The organism is Aliidiomarina halalkaliphila (assembly GCF_007096385.1).
In the GTDB taxonomy this organism is placed as follows: domain Bacteria; phylum Pseudomonadota; class Gammaproteobacteria; order Enterobacterales; family Alteromonadaceae; genus Aliidiomarina; species Aliidiomarina halalkaliphila.
This window is the reverse complement of record NZ_VJWL01000001.1, coordinates 919,477-936,162: the sequence shown is the minus strand read 5'-3', so window position 1 is coordinate 936,162 and position 16,686 is coordinate 919,477. Positions and strand designations below refer to the sequence as shown.

The window sequence follows — 16,686 nt, the reverse complement described above, 5'->3', positions numbered from 1 at the left end:
TTACTTTGCCTGCGTTGCTGCTTTCATGGTGCGTACAAATTCAGCCAGAGCAGTAAGCATCGCCTCTGGCTTGTGCTCATGCTCTGCGATAATTCTTACCACTGCCGAGCCGCTAATGGCACCGCCAGCGCCGGCGGCGATGGCGGCCTGAACATGCTCAGGTCGCGCGATACCAAAGCCTAGAAGGGCAGGTGCTCCGCCCGCGTTGTTGAGTGTTTTAATCAGTTCCGCCGCAGGGGCATTCACATCATCATTGGCGCCGGTAACACCAGACCGACTCAACAAATAGATATACCCCTCACTGGCTTGCGCAACGCCCTTTAGGGTCGCTTCGCTGGCATCTGGTGGTGCAATAAAGATGGGTGCGATTCCCTGGGCTTGCGCTTCCGGGATAAAACGAACACCTTCTCGCAGCGGCACATCGGCAATCAGTACTGAATCCACACCCGCTTGGGCCGCGCGTTGGTAAAACGCAGATGTGCCGTTTGCAACTACCAAGTTACAGTAGACCAGAAGGCCTATGGGGATCTCTGGATAATCGGCGCGAATGCGAGCAAGTAAATCAAAGCACTGTTGCGTGGTGATGTGGTGTCGCAATGCGCGGATATTCGCCGCTTGAATCACGGGGCCGTCGGCAACGGGATCGGAAAAGGGTAAGCCCAATTCTAATGCATCAGCGCCTGCGTCAATTAATGTACGGATAATACGTTCGCTAGTCGCTAAGTCCGGATCGCCGATGGTAACAAAGGGAACAAAAGCGCCTTCTTGGCGCGCCTTTAACGAGGAAAACATCTGTGAATAGCGTTGGCTCATGACTGCTCTCCTCGTTGCGCTAGAATGCGTCGCACATGGTCGATATCCTTATCACCGCGGCCGGATAAATTCACCACAAGGATTTCTGGCTTGTTTGATTCCTTTGCCCGACGGATGGCATAGGCCATGGCATGGGCTGACTCCAATGCGGGAATAATACCTTCATGGCTCGAGATTAATTGAAAAGCTTCTAAGGCTTCTTCGTCGGTGACGCTGGTATATTGGGCGCGGCCAATTGCATGAAGGTACGCGTGCTGCGGGCCAACGCCGGGATAATCAAGCCCCGCAGACACAGAGTAGGATTCTTCAACCTGACCGTCAGCGTCTTGCATCAAGAATGAACGACAGCCGTGTAAAACCCCGGGTTTGCCAGCGCTTAAGGTGGCACCGTGCTCGCCTGTGGCTACCCCTTTACCGGCAGGTTCGACGCCGGTAAGACGTACCCCTGGCTCGTCAATAAACTCAGCAAACATGCCGATGGCATTAGAGCCACCGCCTACACAAGCAATCACCTCATCCGGTAAGCGACCTTCCGCTTCGAGAATCTGAGCCTTTGCTTCGGCACCTATCATGCGGTGAAATTCACGCACTATGGTAGGAAACGGGTGTGGGCCTGCTGCGGTGCCTAACAAATAATGCGTAGTAGGATAGCTAGCGGTCCAATCACGCATGGCTTCGTTCACGGCATCTTTTAAGGTGCCGCTACCCGCGTCAACGGGTACCACTTTGGCCCCCATGAGCTCCATGCGAAATACATTGGGTTGTTGGCGTTCCGCATCTTTGCGGCCCATATAAATAATACATTCAAGACCAAGTAGAGCACAGGCAAGGGCTGTGGCGGTACCGTGCTGACCCGCGCCGGTTTCCGCAATAATTCGGGTTTTGCCCATACGTTTTGCCAACAAGGCTTGGCCGAGCACTTGGTTGGTTTTGTGTGCCCCGCCATGAAGCAGATCTTCTCGCTTCATGTAAATCTTAACCGGCGAGCCTTTGGTGAGGTTCTGGCACAACGACAACGGCGTTGGGCGACCCAAATAGGTGGTTAACAGATGCTGAAACTCCTGCTGAAAGGCCGGATCATTTTGCGCATCGATAAAGGCTTGCTCGAGTTGATCAAGCGCGGGGAGCAAAATTTCAGGGACGAATTGGCCGCCGAAATCACCAAAGTAAGGGTCCAGTCGTTCGCTGGTCGTGGTTTGGCTAGATTGCGTCATGATTACTGCCTCTTTTGTGGCTCAACAGTGCGTCACGTGAGCCGGTACATCAATAGTGAATGGGGCGCTTCACACTAGTTGTGTTTTTCGCGCCCATAATCTCGAATAGACCGGAATATGGCCTGGGTTTTGATCGGGCACTTGTGGCCCGGTCGCAATTCGAGACCCGAATTAAAATCTAACCCACCGACACCGGTTGCCATTGCCGCTCGGGCATTATTTGCATTCAAGCCACCAGCAAGAATGAGCTGTTCGCGGTTGCTCTCGGGGAGCTGTTGCCAGTCCGCGACCTCCCCAGTACCGCCGGGACCGCTATCTACAAGCCAACGGTGAACGTCAGGGTAGGTGTTGCGGCGTTGCTCTAAGTTCTCTACCGATGAAGCGATCCATAGTTCGCACTGATGGGGCAGGGCCCGACCGAGTGCCTGCACAAATAACGCGGCGGCTTCTGGCGATTGCGCTTCAATACGGTCTAAATCGTGAATTTGCACTGCATTTAATTCTGCGCGTTGTACCAATGCCAAGATGACACCAGCGACTTCCGTAGGTGTTTTTTCTGCATAATCTTCAAGAGCGATTACACCCACATAGGCTAAACCCTTTACCTGACGAATAAAGCGCGCTTGATCGATGGTTACTTTACGCGGTGAGCGTTGCGCAAAAATTAGTCCGGCGTACACAGCTCCAGCGGCACGTACTTGCAAAGCTTGCGATTGCGACGTGATGCCACAAACTTTGTGCTTCCCGAACACCAATGCGCGACAGGCATAATCGATATCCTCTTGAGAGGTCAACGAGCTTCCCACCAAGAATCCATCAACATGGGGTGCGATTTGTTGAATATCGCGATGGTGATGAATACCGGATTCTGCGATCAGTACTGCGCCATTTGGAGCCAATGGCGCTAATTGTTTACTACGGTGAATATCCACCGAAAGATCCCGCAAATTGCGATGATTAATACCGATAACTTGCGCCTGTAATTGACCCGCGCGTTTCATTTCATCTGGGCAGCTTACTTCGGTAAGGATATGCAGGCCCAGCTCATGGGCGTAGTCGGCAAGATCTTGGTAACTAGCATCATCAAGTACCGACAGCATCAGTAAAATGGCATCGGCTCCAAAATAGCGGGCCAAGGCGACTTGGTAACGACTAAAAATAAAATCTTTGCACAACACGGGTACAGACACGTGCTCGCTTACGGCTTGCAGATAACTAAAGTCCCCTTGAAAATAATCCGGCTCGGTAAGGACGGATATTGCCGCACCGTAACTTGCATAGATGCGAGCGATCGCGACAGGGTCAAAGCTGGCACGAATGAGTCCTTTTGACGGGGATGCTTTTTTGCACTCGAAAATAAATTGAGCAGGGCCTTTGCGCAAGGCACCAGTGAAATCTCGAATAGGGCGCGTAGAAGCTGCCGCCGCTTCCATCACCACCTGCTCAGGATAATCCTTTTTGAAACGCTCTAAACTTACTTGGCGATGCTCACAAATACTGCGCAATACTGATGGCGCTTGGCTAAGCGAGGCCGCCAGAGAGTCTTTAGCAGTAGGGGTGACCGACTTACGAGATGCCTCAGTCATGTTTGAATGCCTCCTGCATTTTTTGGAGGTGGGTGAGGGCGCCGCCATCACTTAAATGGCTTAACACCGCTTCGGTTCCCTCCGCAAGAGATTCACAATTTCCGAGCAAATAACGCAAGCAGGCCGCATTCATGGCGATGGCATGGCGATGCTCGGGGCTGCCGTGACCTGCGAATACCTCTTTGAGCATGCGTGCGTTCTGATCTGCATCACCGCCTCGTAAGGTACTTAATCCCGCTTCGGGCACGCCAAAATCTGCGGCGCTCAGTTCGTATTCGATAATGCTATCACCGTTTACTTCAGCCACTTTGGTCGGACCGTGCAAAGCGACTTCATCCAGACCACTGCCGTGGACCACCATGGCCCGAGGACACCCCAACAACTGCAAAGTTTGCGCTAAAGGCAGGCATAAATCGGGCGTATATACGCCCAAAAGTTGAGCTTTTGGACGGGCTGGATTGATCAATGGGCCAAGCAAATTAAAGATAGTGCGGGTTTTCAGCTCTTGTCGTACAGGCATCGCGTAGCGAACGCCTGGATGATAATGGGGGGCGAATAGAAAACAGAATTTGTGCTCTTTTAGCAGTTGATGATTTTCATCCGGTGATAAATCTAAAGGAACGCCCAATGACTCCAACACATCCGCCGAGCCCGAGCGCGATGACACACTGCGATTGCCGTGTTTAGCAACGGCAATACCCATACTGGCAGATACCAATGCAGCTGCGGTCGAAATATTAATGGTGTTGCTGCCATCGCCACCGGTACCGCAGGTATCTGCGACTGGAAAATCGAGTGCAGGAAACTGTTTACACCCTGTTAATAGGGCTTTGGCTGCACCAGCGATTTCGGCAGGTGTTTCGCCCCGTACCTTCATCGCCACCAACATGGCAGCAATTTGGTTTTGCGTGAGTTGATCCGCAAGCAAGTACTTAAACAGCTTTTCCGTATCTTCAAGGGTGAGGATTTCTCCATTCAGTAATTGCGTTAACTCCCGCATACAGACTCCTTAGTCGACGGTTGGGCAGGTGGCATGTGTTGTGCGCACTGAGATAAGTAATCAATGGTTTGTTTGAGCAGCAAACTGCCTTCACTGGTCATAATAGATTCCGGATGAAACTGGAAGCCAATTGCACAGAGCTCAGGCGCTTCAAAAGCCATAGGAATCGAATTGACCGAGGCCACTACGGTAACCGATGATGGCACACTCACTGCTTGCAACGAATGGTAACGCGCGACAGGGAGTGGCTGACTCAAACCATCGAACATCGGATGTGCGTTGCATTCAATATAGCTGGTTTTGCCATGCACGGTTTCATGACAACGATCAACGTTGCCACCACAGAATTCGATCAGTGCTTGAAAGCCTAAACAAATACCGAGTATGGGATAACGACCAGCGGCGTGGGCGATAACCTCCATGAGGTTTCCTGCATCACGAGGATGACCAGGGCCGGGCGACAGACACAGAATCACGGGGCCTTTTTCAGCAGCGGCGGCAAGTTGCGCTGCAATAAAATCTGTTGTTACTGTGTTGCGGTAGACTGATAAGCTATAACCGAGCTGAGCAAGCTCATCGACCAGGTTGTAAGTAAAGCTATCGACGTTGTCGATAAAAATAATGTGTCCTTTGCTCATACCGCCACCTCTGGGCTACTTAAGTAGGCCTCTTGGCGCTGAATTGCCTGAATCACTGCATTGGCCTTCTGTTCGGTTTCTCGCACTTCGGCGTCGGGGTTAGAGTCAAACACGACGCCTGCACCCGCCTGTACCGTCGCTATACCATGTTGCACAAACGCTGAACGAATCACGATACAGGTATCCATATCGCCCTGCCCATTGAGGTAGCCCACGGCACCGCCATAACTGCCACGGCGTTGTTGCTCTACGTCGCGAATAAGGCGTGCGGCACTGATTTTGGGAGCGCCCACGAGGGTTCCCATATTCATACAGGCGCGATAGGCATCGAGGGCATCGTATTTCTGATCTAAGGTGGCGACAACACGGGAAACCAAGTGCATCACATGAGAGTAACGATCCACTTTCAGCAAATCGGCCACATAACGGCTGCCGGTCTTGGCAATACGAGCGAGGTCGTTGCGGGCCAGATCGACCAACATCATGTGCTCCGCCAGTTCTTTTTGGTCCTGACGCAAGGCAAGCTCAATGCGACTGTCTTGATCGAGTAAAATGGCCCCCTTACTATCCCGTGCCCGTGACCGCGTACCTGCAATGGGGTATAGCTCCACTTGTCTGCTCTCGGCGGTGAACTTGAGGGCTGATTCTGGGGAAGCGCCAAACAGCTCGAATTCAGGAGTTTGCATATAGAACATGTACGGGCTTGGATTGCTCACTTTCAGTTGCTCGTAGCTTCCTAAGGCATCACGACACGGTAGGGTAAAACTACGTGCGGGCACGACCTGAAAGATATCACCGGCCTGAATGTGCGTTTTCAACGACTCCACATGGGCGGCATATTGCTCACGTGAAGGAGATGCGGATACGTTGTTATAATCGGCTTGGGCAAGACTGGCTCTGGGGGAAGAATCAGCCGTCTGCGGTGACTGCAAGCGCGCCATTAATTCACCCATACGCTGACATAACTGCTGTTCGCGCGCGTCGTGATCAGGTCCAGCAGGCAATAACCCGAGCAATTCGGTGTGCTCACGCTCGTGATCAACGACCACTAATGTTTCAGCTAAATAAAATACATAATCGGGACAGGTATTGGCACCGGTAGGTACTTCTGGAAGCTGTTCAAACGTGGCTAACAAATCGTAGGCAAACACCCCAGTGAGAAATACCGCGAGCGGATGTGTGTGCGAGGCCTGGAGTTTTTGCTGCAATACTCGCAGCGGCTCGACATTGCTAGGGTAGGCTAACCGCTCTGCTTCTGAAAGATTATCGGGCGCTGGAGCGTATTCCACAGTGAGTCGGCCCTGCGCCGGATCGAACTGAGTTTGCCCATGTTCGGATAATTGCTCCGTTAACCAAGGTAATAGTACAGCGCCGCTTTCGCTTAATGCTTGAACCGATACCTGCTGACCTTCGCAGCGAAGTTCAAGGGCTGGATCGACCATCATCAGACTCTTGAGGTTCTGGCGCGAATTGATCTCCGCGGACTCAAGCAATACACGCCCGCGAGGTGTCGTAGTGCCCCCGTTGAGGCGCCGAAACATTTGTACCGGGTCGGCCTGATAATCCAACCCTAATCGTATGGTAGCGACTGAATAATTGCCATCGTCCGCTGGTTGCATACTCAATTTTCCTTTCCTTAAAACGAAACAAGCCCGCTCAATGAGCGGGCTTGTTGTGAATTCTTGGTCAACGAGAGCGAATCTTTTGCTTATCGTTGGCACATGCTGCCACACAACACTACCCGCGAGGGAAGTGCCACCACCAAGCATGCGCACGCACTACAGGCGTGATCAGCAACGATGAAATGTGTGAGAAGAATGTATTCATTTGTTTATACAACTTTGATTGTCTTGTACGAAATAAAGCAATGACGCAAAGGTAAACGGAGAGCGGGTTTTGTGTCAATAGAAACTTTAAAAAATTGCGCCGAAGGTTAGTTTTAGCCATAGAAAGGGCGTATGATGACCCTATGCAAAATAGCCGAAACGAACAAAATACAAACACCACTCACGGCCCTTTGGTGCGGATTCCTCAGAGTGCCGAACGGATTGATTTACACTGCCATAGTAAACTTTCCGACGGTAGTTTATCGCCAAAAGAACTGGTGCTCAGAGCGCATACCATGCAGCTTGATGTGCTGGCGCTTACAGATCATGACTCGCTGTCGAGCTATGAGGCGGCTTGCCGGGCCCAACAAGAATTCGCACTGACATCGCCGCTATTGATCCCCGGTGTCGAGATCAGTTGTGTGTGGCACGGTTTCGAAATTCATGTGCTAGGTTGGAATTTTGCGGTTGATCATGCACCTTTAAAAGCCTTATTAGCCGAGCAGCAAGACAAGCGCCGGGCACGCAGTGTCGCTATTTACGAGAAACTGGTACAGCAGGGCATTCCGGCACAAGAGTTACCGGATGTGCACGCGCTCGCAACGGGGCAAGTGCTCACGCGTTTGCATTTTGCCCAAGCGCTAGTGGCGGCGAATCGATGCAAAAGTATTCAGCACGCCTTCGACCGCTTTCTCGGTAAAGGCCAGTGCGCTTATGTGAGTAGTCAGTGGTGTACGATTGAGGAAGCGGTTGCGGCAATTCGTGACGCGGGTGGTGTCGCTGGGCTTGCTCATCCGTTGGCGTATGATTTAAGCAATAAGTGGATTCGCAAATTATTAATCGATGTAAAAGATGCTGGAGCACTGGCTATCGAAGTTGTTTCGTCGCAACAGGCGCCGTCGCAGCGACAATGGCTCATGGAGCTGGCACAAGAATATGGGTTTTATTTGTCTGTGGGTTCGGATTTTCACCATCCCGGGAAATATCGCGAACTTGGACGTAATTTACGACCACCGGAAGGCGTGACGCCGGTGTGGTCTTTGTGGCAATAGAGGAGTAACGGGTGAGTCAGTTTTTCCAAATCCATCCAGAAAACCCGCAACTGCGCTTGATTCAACAAGCCGCGGATATTGTGCGTGGTGGCGGTGTCATCGTATACCCCACCGACTCTGGATATGCGCTCGGTTGTCAGCTCCAGAATAAAGACGCGGTTGAACGCATTTTGCGTATTCGCCAGCTTGGCAGCGAACATAACTTCACCCTGATGTGTCGCGATTTATCGGAACTTTCCGTGTACGCCCGAGTAGGCAACCAAGCCTTTCGTCTGATTAAAAATAATACACCAGGGCCATACACTTTTGTACTGAAAGCAACCAAAGAAGTACCTAAGCGATTGATGAACCCGAAGCGCAAAACCATTGGCTTGCGGGTACCCGATAATGAGATTTGTCAGGCGCTATTGGCGGAGATAGGGGAGCCGATGATGTCGACGACCTTAATTTTTCCCAACGAAGAATTCGCAGAACCAGATCCTTACGAGATTCGTTTGCGCCTAGAAAAGCAAGTGGACTTAGTGATCGATGGTGGTCATTTAATGGAACAACCAACCACGGTGGTTGACTTAGTCGACGATGAGATGGAAATTATTCGAATCGGTGAGGGCGATCCTACACCGTTTCGTTAAACACACCCCAACAATGTAGCCTGGAAGAGACAATAAAAATAACGGATGAGTGAATTAGCTTCGGCGCAGCAGTCGCTGCCACTAGGTTTTGTACGCGGTGAACCGGTTTTTGATCAACCGGAGGACTTGTATATTCCGCCCGAAGCTTTAGAGCTTATGCTCGATTTGTTCTCAGGCCCGATGGATCTACTGCTGTATCTTATCCGTCGTCAAAAAATGGATATTCTCGATCTTCCTATCCTAAAAATTACGGAACAATACATGCAATACGTGGATATGATGCGCGAGCTCAAATTGGAGCTGGCCGCTGACTATCTGTTGATGGCTGCGATGCTGGCGGAAATTAAGAGCCGCATGTTGTTACCGACAATCAGTGATGGCGAAGATGACGAAGAAGATCCCCGCGCCGAGTTAGTTCGGCGGCTGAAGGAATATGAGATCATTCGGGAAGGCGCGAATCAGATCGATCAGCAACCGCAGCAAGAGCGCGACTTTTTCCCCGCCCATGCAGCCACGGACGCTCGAGAATTGGCCGGACAGGCACCACCTGATGTCAGTTTAGAAGACCTCAGCATCGCATTAGCCAAGGTGATGCAATTGGTGGAGGTGCAAGCTCATCACCATATTAAGCGCGAAGCCTTATCGACGCGAGAACGCATGAGCCGAGTGCTTGACCTCTTGCAGAGCCACGATCGGGTTGAATTTTCCGGATTATTTGCCATTAATGAGGGGCGTTCTGGGGTGGTAGTGAGCTTTTTGGCCATTTTAGAACTGAACAAAGAAGGCTTAATTGTGCTCACGCAGGCACAAGAGTTTTCGACGATTTATGTGAGTCGTGCGACACCATCGAGCAAAGAGGAAAGGGCATGATTTCCGATCAGCAACTTAAACAATTGATTGAAGCCGCGATTTTCGCTGCGGAAGATCCAGTCACATTGGATCAGCTTCTCAATGGGGTGCTGGCTGATTTTCGCATGAATAAGCCTCGGGTTCGGCAAGTGCTCGATGGGTTACAGGAAGATTACAAAGATCGTGGCATTGAATTAGTTGAAGTGGCGTCTGGCTGGCGTTTTCAAACCAAGCCCGAACTGGGCCCAGCATTGGTACAAATGTGGCCAGAACGGGCACCACGGTATTCCGCAGCCTTGCTTGAAACTTTGGCGTTGATTGCCTGGCGGCAGCCGGTTACGCGGGGTGAAATTGAGGCGGTGCGTGGCGTATCTGTGAGCACTCAAATTATGAAAACCTTGCAGGAGCGAGGCTGGGTTAAGGTAGTGGGTCATAAAGAAGTACCTGGTCGCCCGGCCCTCTATGCAACGACCAAAGGGTTTCTGGATTATTTCGCGCTGCAGTCTGTGGCGGATATCCCTGCGCTTGCGCAACCTCGCCCAGAACTTGAAGAATTTTTCGACGATAATCCTAACCAATCATCGGAGAATCAATTAGAATTACACACTGATGACACGCGGGAGCGTGACAACCAAGAGGAAACCTCGCAGTGAAAGACACCGAAAAACTCCAAAAAATATTAGCACGTTCGGGCTACGGCTCACGCCGTGAAATTGAATCTATGATTACAGAAGGCCGTATCCGCGTGGGTGATCATGTCGCCACCTTGGGCGAACGGGTGACCGCTGCCGATGTGATTCGAATCGACGGTCACACCGTTAAGGTGCGCGATGAAGATTCAGTGCCGTGTCGGGTGTTGGTGTACCACAAGCCTGAAGGTGAGTTAGTAACACGTAAAGATCCAGAGGGGCGGGCCACCGTGTATGAACGGATGCCGCCATTATCTGGAGCACGCTGGATTGCTGTAGGCCGCCTCGATATTAATACGTCGGGCTTGTTGTTAATGACCACCGACGGTGAACTGGCCAACCGCTTAATGCACCCTAGCTACGAAGTTGAACGGGAATATGCAGTTCGTGTGTTTGGTGAAGTCACGGAAGCCCATATTCAAAAATTATTGCGTGGTGTTGAGCTAGAAGACGGTATGGCCCGCTTTAAGCGCGTTCGTCGGCGTGGCGGTGAAGGCCAAAATCAATGGTTTCATGTGATGTTAACCGAAGGTCGCAATCGTGAAGTGCGGCGTTTGTGGGACTCTCAGGGGCTGACCGTAAGCCGACTCATCCGAGTGCGCATGGGTGAAATAACGATGCCAAAAGGATTGGTTCAGGGTGGTTGGGTTGAGTTGGCCTTGGACGAAGTGAATTATCTACGTGGCTTGGTGGAACTCCCGTTGTTGGAATCCGCACCGGTGATTACCAAAGACGATCAAGAACGGCAGATCAAGCAGGCTCGCCGTGGTAGTCGGCGTCACAGAGATGAGCAGAAAGCGCGGCTTGAAAAAGGCAAGCGTGGGGCAAGAAAACCTGCAGGTCCTGATGCGCGTCAGGATTCACGGCCTGATAACGCCGTTAAAGGGCGGGGCGAGGCACGCAAGGATCATCGCAAAGATAGTCGTAAAGACGGCCAGAAAGATGAGCGTGCTGATCGCCGTGGTGATAAACGCCCCCAAAAACCTAAAAGCAATCGTCCACAGCGACAACATGCGGGCGATAAACGGAAATAATCATGAGTGATACAGTGGTGACATCTGACCAAGCTATTCAATGGCGCTCGGAGTGGGCAGTCAGTCAATCGGTGTGGATGCGTTGGCCCTACCGTAGGGATGTGTGGCCGGATGCCGGAAAAGCTGTTCAGGACGAGTTTCTAACCGTATTGCATGCATTAGCCGAACGCAATATTCCAGTGTCATTGCAGGTGCACCCGGATAGCCCCATCCCCGCGGGTTTGCCGGACCAGGTTACAGTTCATCGGGTTTTGTTTGGTGATATTTGGCTGCGGGATTGTGCACCTTTTATTGATGTACAAGGTCAAACGGCCTTGCACTATGGTTTTGATGGTTGGGGCGGCATTGATGATCAGCAACGGCTGGATTTAAGCGCGCGCGACTGGCTCAGTGATACACTCAAATTAGCGCACAGCGAACATGCATGGGTGTTGGAAGGCGGCGCATTGCACCATGACGGTGAAGGTACGGCGATTGCCTGTGCGGGAAGTATCCTGCACCGCCCCAATAATCAAGGACTCACCGACCGCATTTTACGAGAGCACCTGCAGGCCTCCTTTGCTATCGATAAGTTATTAATGCTTCCAGGGAAATTAACCGCTGATGAAACCGGCGGTCATGTGGATAACCTAGCGTGTTTTATCGGCCCCGGTGAAGTGGTTGTAGCTCACACCGGCGATCCATCGCACCCAGATTACGCAACCTGTCGGCGGGTATATGATTTTCTAGTGAGTAGCACTGACGCCCAAGGCCGTGCGTTAAAAGTTCATACGTTACCCTTGCCGCGCCCGCCACGACTAAATGCTGCTGAAGCGGTAGCCATTCAACATCGGCCTGGGGTGCGTAAGCGCATTGCGGGTATGCAGTTAATGGCAAGTTATGTGAACTTTCTGCGGGTCCGGCACGAACAACGGGATCTTGTAGTATTGCCAGCGTTCGGTTTACCAAGCGACGAAAAAGCGCTGGCACAGATGCAACAGTTGCTGCCCAACGCCGAGGTTATTTTAGCACCGGCTCGGCACCTACTTGTTGGCGGAGGAGGGTGGCACTGTGCGACCTTCCCCTATTGATCCGGAAGACGAACAAGTGATTGAAGCCCGTGCGGTTCAGTTATTGAGTCGACGGGAACATAGTATTTTTGAATTGCGCATGAAACTGCAGCAAAAAGGGTTCGATCGTGCGGCGATCAACCGCGTGTTGGAGAAACTGGAAGAGCGAAATTGGCAGTCTGATGCTCGCTTTGCGGATGTGTTTTACCGTCAGCGCGTGATGCAAGGATATGGCCCTCTCCGGGTTCGCCAAGAAATGCAGCTCAAGGGTGTGCATGACGATGACATCGAACGCTGCTTTACGACCTATGCTACTGATTGGGCTGCATTGGCCTATGAACGCTATCGGCGGCGCTTTGGCAATGCGCCACTTGCTCCTAGCGATCACAAAGAGCGCGCCCGCCGAATGCGCTTCTTAGCACAACGCGGATTTACCAGCGAGCATATCTATCGGGCCTTTGAAAAAGCACAGGAAAACCCCGAAGACTAGGCCTTGGCGACTGTTTTCTGACCTATCAATATGATAATCTTAGCCACTTTCTTTCATGCGGTTCCCTATCCGTAAACGTGTAGTCACAGCAGGAATGTATTTATGAGTATGACCAGTGCCGATATTCGTACTGCTTTTTTGAACTTCTTCGCTGAACGCGGGCATCAAATTGTGCCGAGCGCGTCGTTAATTCCTGGAAACGATGCCACCCTTCTTTTTACCAATGCCGGCATGGTGCCATTTAAGGATGTATTCCTCGGTACGGATAAGCGCAACTATACGCGAGCGACAAGTTCGCAGCGTTGTGTACGCGCAGGTGGAAAACATAACGATTTAGAAAACGTGGGCTATACGGCGCGCCACCATACATTCTTTGAAATGTTAGGGAACTTTAGTTTTGGTGATTACTTCAAGAAAGAAGCCATTGATTACGCGTGGGCGTTTCTCACAGACGAATTAGGTTTACCCAAAGAAAAACTATGGGTGACGGTATTTGAAGAAGATGACGAAGCCTACGATATTTGGGCGAATGACATCGGTGTACCCCGTGATCGCATCTCTCGCATTGGCGCAAAAGATAACTTTTGGCAGATGGGTGATACCGGACCTTGTGGCCCTTGTTCTGAGATCTTTTATGACCACGGCCCTGATGTGTGGGGTGGCCCTCCAGGAACACCTGAAGAAGACGGTGACCGTTACATCGAAATCTGGAACCTGGTGTTCATGCAGTTTAATCGGCAAGCGGATGGCACCTTAGAGCCATTACCGAAGCCATCGGTGGATACCGGCATGGGGCTTGAGCGCATTGCAGCTGTGTTGCAAGGCGTGCATTCAAACTATGAAACCGACACCTTTGTACATTTAATTGATGCAGCGGCACGTGCGGTGGGCTGTGAAGATCGTTCAGCGCAATCTCTTCGCGTCATTGCCGATCACATTCGTTCGTGCTCGTTCCTGATTGCTGATGGCGTGCTGCCGTCTAACGAGGGTCGCGGCTATGTGTTGCGTCGGATTATCCGTCGCGCGGTGCGCCACGGCTCAAAGCTTGGTGCCACCGAACCGTTTTTTCATACGCTGGTTGCTGAATTAGTGCGCTTAATGGGTGACGCATTCCCGGAGCTGGTGCAAGCCCAAGCACGGATTGAACAAGCGCTGTTGCAGGAAGAAAAACAGTTTGCGCGCACATTGCAGCGCGGGTTGAGCCTGCTCGAAGAGGCAATGACTGATTTAAACGAAGGCGACGCACTTTCTGGGGAAATTGCATTTAAACTCTACGATACCTACGGCTTCCCCTACGATCTAACCGCAGATATCTTGCGTGAACGTGGATTTGCGCTCGACCAAGCTGGCTTTGATGCGGCCATGGCAGAGCAGCGCACGCGTGCCCAACAAGCATCGCAATTTGGCGCTGACTATAACACCCGCATTAGCGCAGATACCGTTTCTGAGTTTCGTGGATACACTGACTACGAAAGTGATGCGGTGATTCGCGAGATCTTCGTGGATGGGGAGTCTGTTTCGACCGTACCTGCAGGCAAAGATGCCATTATTGTGCTCGATCAAACGCCATTCTATGCGGAGAGCGGTGGTCAGGTGGGTGATATTGGCGTGTTTGAAGTGGAAGGTGAACCGGTATTTGTGGTGAATGACACCCAATACATCGGCAAAGCGATTGCGCACCATGGGCGTGCTGAGAGTGATTTACGGGTTGGTGATCCTGTGGTGGCGCTGGTAGATGATGAGCGCCGTTGGGCAATACGTCGCAACCATTCGGCGACGCACTTAATTCATGCCGCGCTGCGTAACGTGTTAGGTGAGCACGTCATGCAAAAAGGGTCCTTGGTGGATGAGCAACGCTTACGTTTCGATTTTGCTCACCCGCAAGCGTTAACTCAGGCGGAATTATTAGCGATTGAAACGCAAGTGAATGAACAAATACGCTTAAATACCCCGTTAACTACAGCTGTGCTGCCGATCGACGAAGCCAAAGCACGAGGCGCGATGGCGCTTTTTGGCGAGAAATATGATGATGAAGTTCGCGTCGTTGAAATGGGACCTTACTCGTTAGAGCTGTGTGGTGGAACCCATGTGGAGAGAACAGGGGATATCGGCAGCTTCCGCGTGCTGGCAGAGCAGGGGATTGCCTCTGGTGTGCGGCGTGTAGAAGCGACCACGGGTGCCAATGCCGTGTTGTACACACAGCAGCAACACCAGCGCCTGCACGCGATTGCAAACGTGTTGAAGTCTGATCCAAGCGCGGTGTCTGAACGTATTGAGCAATTATTAAGTCGTCAGAAGCAACTTGAAAAAGAGTTGGCAGAATTTCAACGTCAGTTGTCCCAACAAGCGGGAGCCAATTTGACAGATAGTGCTGAAACGATTGGTGGACAGCAGGTGATTATTGCTGAAGTCACCCAAGTGGAAGGGAAAGCTTTGCGGGAAATGGTCGATGATTTAAAGAATCGATTGGGCGAAGGCATCGTGGTGTTGGGTCTGCGTCAAGAAGGCAAGGTAAGTTTGATTGTTGGTGTGACCAAAGGGTTAACCGACAAGGTAAAAGCCGGCGAACTGGTCAACGTTATTGCTCAGAAAGTGGGCGGTAAAGGCGGCGGTCGGCCGGATATGGCACAAGCTGGAGGCAGTGAACCAGAACAGTTGGACACGGCTTTGGCGACGGCTAAGAAATGGTTACAGGACAAGCTCGCAGGATGAGGTGAGTTCCGCTGAAACTAAGCAAGCTTGGACATGGATTCGTTAGGTTGCGACACAAACTGTCGTATTGTTGTGCATTCAGGCGTGTTTTTTTAGCAGATTAACGCTGAATTTACCGTAGGTGTTCCTGTGCTGTGCTATGCTGAACGAAAGGGTATAGCATTTGTGAAATGTAACGCGAAAACATTGGAATGAAGTCTGATTTGCAGCTTTGAACTTTTGTGAAAAATATGAGACTTGTCATATCGCAGAATTCAGAGAAGGTGCTAGTATGCGAATCTTATCCAAGTAATGCGTCATCACATGTCGCAGGATGGGAAGTCGAAATGAAGGAGCAGAAGAGATGCTAATATTAACGCGACGTGTCGGAGAGACACTGATGATAGGCGATGACGTTACTGTCACTGTCCTAGGCGTCAAAGGAAACCAGGTACGTATTGGTGTCAATGCTCCGAAAGATGTATCGGTTCACCGCGAAGAGATTTATATGCGAATCCAAGCGGAAAAAGATTCCGACGAGCGCACTGAATAATATCAGTTTAGCGTAGAGAGAGGCCGGCCAATGTGTGCCGGTTTCTTGCTTTATCTCCCGCCGTAAATATTTCAGATACGCTTGTTTAGCGAACAAGCCAATTGAGTCTGCATTGCCATCCATCTTAAAAAAGTGTCAAAATCTGCTCAGACTGTTTAATTATGACGCACTTAAACGGTGGATGGGCAAAAAGCGTTTGACAACGTCTGACAAATCGCTATCATTCACGCCCATCAAGTCGCGGTGAGGTGGCCGAGAGGCTGAAGGCGCTCCCCTGCTAAGGGAGTATAGGGTTTATAGCCCTATCGAGGGTTCGAATCCCTCCCTCACCGCCATTTTGCCATTACGCACCTGCATCGTGGCAATATGTGATGAAACAACTGTAACGCGCTCGTAGCTCAGCTGGATAGAGTACCTGGCTACGAACCAGGCGGTCGGAGGTTCGAATCCTCCCGAGCGCGCCATTTGTTTCACACTGATGTTGTAAAAAACGACGCGCTCGTAGCTCAGCTGGATAGAGTACCTGGCTACGAACCAGGCGGTCGGAGGTTCGAATCCTCCCGAGCGCGC

General features: G+C 51.4%; 15 protein-coding genes and 3 tRNA genes. 12 read left to right on the top strand and 6 right to left on the bottom strand.

Annotated features, from left to right (window positions below):
• The 6 genes from trpA to FM042_RS04265 form a co-directional block, all read right to left on the bottom strand.
• Entirely contained in the window at positions 1 to 813 is an 813-nt protein-coding gene (trpA, locus tag FM042_RS04290; RefSeq protein WP_143234669.1) for a tryptophan synthase subunit alpha, read from the bottom strand.
• Positions 810 to 2,027 (bottom strand): tryptophan synthase subunit beta, encoded by a 1,218-nt coding sequence (gene trpB, locus FM042_RS04285; protein WP_143234667.1) that lies wholly within the window; start codon positions 2,025 to 2,027, stop codon positions 810 to 812. Before trpB ends, trpA begins: the two co-directional genes overlap by 4 nt.
• Positions 2,028 to 2,101: 74 nt before the next feature.
• Positions 2,102 to 3,613: a bifunctional indole-3-glycerol-phosphate synthase TrpC/phosphoribosylanthranilate isomerase TrpF gene (gene trpCF, locus FM042_RS04280; RefSeq protein ID WP_185960696.1), complete on the bottom strand. Its 1,512-nt coding sequence runs from the start codon at positions 3,611 to 3,613 to the stop codon at positions 2,102 to 2,104.
• Entirely contained in the window at positions 3,606 to 4,613 is a 1,008-nt protein-coding gene (gene trpD, locus FM042_RS04275; RefSeq protein WP_143234663.1) for an anthranilate phosphoribosyltransferase, read from the bottom strand. Before trpD ends, trpCF begins: the two co-directional genes overlap by 8 nt.
• Positions 4,601 to 5,251, bottom strand: coding sequence for a glutamine amidotransferase-related protein (locus FM042_RS04270; RefSeq protein WP_143234661.1), 651 nt, complete (start codon positions 5,249 to 5,251; stop codon positions 4,601 to 4,603). Before FM042_RS04270 ends, trpD begins: the two co-directional genes overlap by 13 nt.
• Positions 5,248 to 6,870 (bottom strand): anthranilate synthase component 1, encoded by a 1,623-nt coding sequence (locus FM042_RS04265; protein WP_143234659.1) that lies wholly within the window; start codon positions 6,868 to 6,870, stop codon positions 5,248 to 5,250. Before FM042_RS04265 ends, FM042_RS04270 begins: the two co-directional genes overlap by 4 nt.
• A 350-nt stretch (positions 6,871 to 7,220) precedes the next feature.
• On the opposite strand from FM042_RS04265, the gene FM042_RS04260 reads away from it, so the two are divergent.
• From FM042_RS04260 to FM042_RS04205, 12 genes are all read left to right on the top strand, one after another.
• Positions 7,221 to 8,129 (top strand): PHP domain-containing protein, encoded by a 909-nt coding sequence (locus FM042_RS04260; RefSeq protein ID WP_143234657.1) that lies wholly within the window; start codon positions 7,221 to 7,223, stop codon positions 8,127 to 8,129.
• A gap of 11 nt (positions 8,130 to 8,140) precedes the next feature.
• Positions 8,141 to 8,761 carry an L-threonylcarbamoyladenylate synthase gene (locus FM042_RS04255; RefSeq protein WP_143234655.1) on the top strand — a complete coding sequence of 207 codons (621 nt, stop codon included), beginning with the start codon at positions 8,141 to 8,143 and terminating at the stop codon, positions 8,759 to 8,761.
• A 45-nt stretch (positions 8,762 to 8,806) separates the two neighbouring features.
• A complete protein-coding gene (locus tag FM042_RS04250) occupies positions 8,807 to 9,631 on the top strand; it encodes a segregation and condensation protein A (protein WP_143234653.1) in 825 nt (274 codons plus the stop codon).
• Positions 9,628 to 10,263, top strand: coding sequence for an SMC-Scp complex subunit ScpB (gene scpB, locus FM042_RS04245; protein WP_143234651.1), 636 nt, complete (start codon positions 9,628 to 9,630; stop codon positions 10,261 to 10,263). The genes FM042_RS04250 and scpB overlap by 4 nt, the downstream gene beginning before the upstream one ends.
• Positions 10,260 to 11,333, top strand: a complete 1,074-nt coding sequence (rluB, locus tag FM042_RS04240) for a 23S rRNA pseudouridine(2605) synthase RluB (RefSeq protein WP_143234649.1) — start codon at positions 10,260 to 10,262, stop codon at positions 11,331 to 11,333. Before scpB ends, rluB begins: the two co-directional genes overlap by 4 nt.
• A gap of 2 nt (positions 11,334 to 11,335) precedes the next feature.
• A complete protein-coding gene (locus FM042_RS04235) occupies positions 11,336 to 12,403 on the top strand; it encodes an agmatine deiminase family protein (protein ID WP_143234648.1) in 1,068 nt (355 codons plus the stop codon).
• Positions 12,384 to 12,872: a regulatory protein RecX gene (locus tag FM042_RS04230; protein ID WP_221931496.1), complete on the top strand. Its 489-nt coding sequence runs from the start codon at positions 12,384 to 12,386 to the stop codon at positions 12,870 to 12,872. Before FM042_RS04235 ends, FM042_RS04230 begins: the two co-directional genes overlap by 20 nt.
• 102 nt (positions 12,873 to 12,974) lie before the next feature.
• Positions 12,975 to 15,584: an alanine--tRNA ligase gene (alaS, locus tag FM042_RS04225; RefSeq protein ID WP_143234646.1), complete on the top strand. Its 2,610-nt coding sequence runs from the start codon at positions 12,975 to 12,977 to the stop codon at positions 15,582 to 15,584.
• Positions 15,585 to 15,927: 343 nt separating this feature from the next.
• A complete protein-coding gene (gene csrA / locus FM042_RS04220) occupies positions 15,928 to 16,116 on the top strand; it encodes a carbon storage regulator CsrA (RefSeq protein WP_143234644.1) in 189 nt (62 codons plus the stop codon).
• A 242-nt stretch (positions 16,117 to 16,358) separates the two neighbouring features.
• Positions 16,359 to 16,451, top strand: a tRNA-Ser gene (locus FM042_RS04215).
• Positions 16,452 to 16,503: 52 nt separating this feature from the next.
• Positions 16,504 to 16,580: transfer RNA gene (locus FM042_RS04210), tRNA-Arg, on the top strand.
• A 31-nt stretch (positions 16,581 to 16,611) separates the two neighbouring features.
• Positions 16,612 to 16,685: transfer RNA gene (locus tag FM042_RS04205), tRNA-Arg, on the top strand.
• The last annotated feature ends 1 nt before the right edge of the window (position 16,686 follow it).